The following is a 3,974-nucleotide window of genomic DNA, read 5'->3' on the forward strand; positions in this document are numbered from 1 at the left end:
AAAAATAATAAATCGCCCCACTCTCAACTGAGCGTCTCAATTACCAACCAAACATTCACTTTTTTTTCTGCACCTAAAAAAGACAAAAAAATACCCAGTTGTCTAAACTGGGCTGTGGGTAAATAAAACATCGTACTGATGTTGGTATGAGCGTCCTTACGTTTGCCATTATAATACCTTATACGGTTGTTCGCTATTGGCAAAAATCATCAATTTTTGTAAGTAAAAACCTACAAAAGGTGATTTTTGAAAAATTTTAGCAAAAAATACAAAAAATACTTGATTTTTTGTAAATAAAAGTGCATATTTATAAAGTTTAACTGTTTGATGTTTTTTTAAGCTCATCACATTTTTAATTCATGAAAGGGGTAAAATATGGCTGAAAAATTAACCGTAGGTTTGGTGGGTTGGCGTGGCATGGTCGGTTCGGTACTGATGAATCGCATGATTGAAGAAGGCGATTTTGCCCACATTACGCCTGTTTTTTTCTCAACAAGTAACGCAGGTGGACAAGCCCCAGATTTTAACGGTGCAATCACCAACGCTGGCACATTAAAAGATGCCAACGACATCACAGAACTTGCCAAATGCGATGCCATCATCACTTGTCAAGGTGGTGATTACACCAAAGCAGTCCACCCTGCCTTGCGTGAGAGTGGTTGGCAAGGCTACTGGATTGACGCAGCAAGTTCACTACGCATGAACGATGATGCCATCATTATCCTAGACCCTGTAAACCGCAACGTCATCAACGAAGCTCTTGCCAATGGCAAAAAAGACTTCATCGGTGGCAACTGCACCGTAAGCCTCATGCTGATGGCAATTGGTGAGCTTTTTCGCCGTGATTGGGTAGAATGGGTTTCTGCCATGACTTACCAAGCCGCCTCTGGTGCAGGTGCAAACAATATGCGTGAACTCATCGCAGGCATGGGCGTTTTGCATGATAGCGTAGCAGACAAATTGGCAGACCCTGCCTCCGCCATTTTAGAAATTGACCGTACCATCGCGGACACTCAGCGTTCTGATGAATTTCCAAAACAGCACTTTGGTGCGGTGTTGGCAGGCAGTTTGATTCCTTATATTGATAGCCAGCTTGACAATGGTCAATCTCGTGAAGAGTGGAAAGGTCAAGCCGAAACTAACAAAATTTTGGGCAAAGCCGAAAACGAACTCATCAACATTGATGGTATTTGCGTGCGTATTGGAGCAATGCGTTGCCATAGTCAAGCCTTGACCATCAAACTTAAAAAAGACATTCCGCTTGATGAGATTGAAAAAGCCTTGATTGATGCCAAAAGCCCCTATCTGGACATCGTCCCCAACAATAAGCCAGACAGCATGGCACGCCTAACACCAGTAGCAGTTACAGGCACGCTTAACGTGGCAGTTGGTCGTCTTCGCAAAATGAACATGGGCGGTGAGTATCTAACTGCCTTTACTGTGGGCGACCAACTTCTGTGGGGGGCTGCCGAACCACTTCGCCGTATGCTTGCCATCATTCAAGGGCGAATTTAACCCATCACCATGTGATACCTCATCATGAGCAAATGACATACCACAAACCCAGTTCATTTGCTCATGAGTACAATATGGTACCTTTTATCTAGAATTTACTACCGTCTATTTGCAAATTATCAAAATCACTAGCATTTGTTGCCATATTTTGTTATAAAGTGCATTATAAAACCGTTTTTCGGTATTTTTGATTGATTACTCCGAAGGATAGCTATGTCTTGGCACACAAAAACTCATCGCATGACTTTTATTCATCAAGCAATTCTTACCGCCTTGTTTGGGTTGGTAAGCTTGCACGCTCACGCCATTACTCTAAGTCAAGCTGACATTCACTCATCACAGCACGAACCTTTGTCGGCAACCATTGCTGTCTCTGACATTGACGCCAACAACTTCAACGTATCCATTGCCACAGCTGACATCTATGCACAAATGGGACTTAGCCCAGAAGCTCCTATTTCTGTTAAGTTCAATGCAACATCGGAGTCATCAGGGCAGATTATCCTCACGTCTAGCACCCCCATTTCCACACCTTTTGCGGACGTGGTGCTAAACCTTAACAACAATGGCGAGCAAGTCATCGAACCACAAACCCTGCTCATGCCAATTCCCACCAGCAGTCCCTTTACCATTCCTGACAATGAGTTGCCACCAATACTCATTACCGAAGAGCAACAAAATCTACCAATGGTAACACCAACACTGCCAGATGCACCAGCAGTAACAGCAGAATTGTCGCCAACAACAGAAGCAGAAACAAAACCTGCTTTGACAGGTTTGGATACCAATACCAAACCGACAAACAACCCTGCAAGTGGTAGAGTGATTTCAAAAGCCGATGACGTACTCACCAAAATCACACCAGAAGGCACAAATACTCAAATTGATATTTTGACAGAGCACGTTACCAAAAGCATTTATCCAGCAGGGCAAGCACCACAAGATACAGCCCCAGCCACCACACAAGAACCTACCCTTGCCCAAAATCAAGAAGGTTCATCGGCAGAAGTTGGTACTGGTAGTGCCGTGTATGTTGTACAAAGTGGTGATAGCTTATGGAACATCGCCAACCAACTTGCCAAAGCAAACAACGTTTCTGTCAATGAAGTGATGAATGCCATTCATAAAGCTAACCCAGATGCCTTCAATAAAGGCAACATCAACCACCTTAAAGCCAATGCAAAGCTTAGTTTGCCAAGCTACAATGTCATTCCATCTCAAAAAGCCATTCAAGATGCGATTGCCAACAAACGCCATCATGAGAGCAAACCTAAGCAAACAGGTAAAGCCTCTGACAACGTAGCCAAAGCATCAAGAAGTAATCATGCCCAAAAACCAACTCATAACACGACAGTTGCCAACAAAAAACCATTGCCAAGAGCACAAATGACCTTGGTAACACCAACTCAACAAGGCAAAGCAACAGGCACCAACAATAAAGCAACACAAAGCCAAACCAGTGGCAATAATGCTCTAGTTGGCACGCTAAAAAATACTCGCCAACAAACCGTGAGTACCGCTCAACGTGTTAATGGTCTAAACCAAGAACTTTCAACAGCCACACAAAAACTACAACTCCAAAACCAAAAACTGGCTGAATTAGAAGCTCGTTTGAAAGCCCTAAAAGAAAATCAGTAACTTATTGATTTATCTAAAGCAATCAAACAGACTTATAATTTGGAGTTATTATGAAAATTGCAATAATTATTTTTGTTGTTTTACTTATTGTGGCGGCGATTGCCTTTGTCGTTTTTAGAAAAATGCAGTTGCAAAATGAGCATGATTCTATTTCAGATGGTTCAGGTATTGACCCAAAAGAACGTTTAAAAGGCGTTATGGGAGGTTCACGTTCACACGATGAGCCTCATCGGTCAGAACCTACACACAACATCAACCCTTTGGCAACGGCTGAGGCACATCTTAGCAACCAAAACTACCCCGAAGCAATCAGTGCATTAAAAAATATCTTGATGACCAACCCACGTCATCAGGGAGCAATGCTAAAACTATTGCAGGTTTATGGCTTAACCAAGCAATATGATGCCTTTAACCAATTACACCAAAAAATCCATGAAATCGGTGATGGTGAGGCTATCAGAGAGGCAGACTTTTGCAAGTCCTTGTTAGATGAAGAGGCAAAGGCAGAACAACAAGCCCAAGCTCTACATTCAGCTGCCAACAAAGCTCCTGCCCCAACCATTGATACGCTTGAATTTGATATTGAACCAGAGACTACTTCTCAACCAGCCAGAAAAGTTGTTTCTACTGCAAATGACAGTCAAGAAGAATTACTTGACCTGGACTTTGACGTTTCTAGCAATAAAGCAACAACTGCCAGTGATGACGAGTTGCTAGAATTTGATGACTTTAACTTTGATGAACCAAAAGCGGAAAGCAAACCAGTTCAAGACAACAGTTTAAATCTTGATGCCGACTTTAACTTTGACCCAACCCCAGCG

At 42.7% G+C, this 3,974-nt stretch carries 4 protein-coding genes; 3 read left to right on the top strand and 1 reads right to left on the bottom strand.

Annotated features, from left to right (window positions below; all coding sequences use genetic code 11):
• Positions 1 to 168 precede the first annotated feature (168 nt).
• Positions 169 to 345 carry a hypothetical protein gene (locus tag MOB01S_RS12595; RefSeq protein ID WP_169798154.1) on the bottom strand — a complete coding sequence of 59 codons (177 nt, stop codon included), beginning with the start codon at positions 343 to 345 and terminating at the stop codon, positions 169 to 171.
• A gap of 30 nt (positions 346 to 375) precedes the next feature.
• Here MOB01S_RS12595 and asd point away from each other — a divergent pair, with 30 nt between their 5' ends.
• From asd to MOB01S_RS11820, 3 genes are all read left to right on the top strand, one after another.
• Positions 376 to 1,515, top strand: a complete 1,140-nt coding sequence (gene asd, locus MOB01S_RS11810) for an aspartate-semialdehyde dehydrogenase (protein ID WP_066805760.1) — start codon at positions 376 to 378, stop codon at positions 1,513 to 1,515.
• Positions 1,516 to 1,728: 213 nt separating this feature from the next.
• Entirely contained in the window at positions 1,729 to 3,153 is a 1,425-nt protein-coding gene (locus MOB01S_RS11815) for a type IV pilus assembly protein FimV (RefSeq protein WP_066805762.1), read from the top strand.
• A gap of 50 nt (positions 3,154 to 3,203) precedes the next feature.
• The coding region (locus tag MOB01S_RS11820) for a type IV pilus assembly protein FimV (RefSeq protein WP_157074001.1) at positions 3,204 to 3,974 on the top strand (771 nt) is incomplete at its 3' end.

Origin of the sequence: Moraxella oblonga NBRC 102422, from assembly GCF_001598275.1 — a bacterium.
Classification (GTDB): Bacteria; Pseudomonadota; Gammaproteobacteria; order Pseudomonadales; family Moraxellaceae; genus Moraxella; species Moraxella oblonga.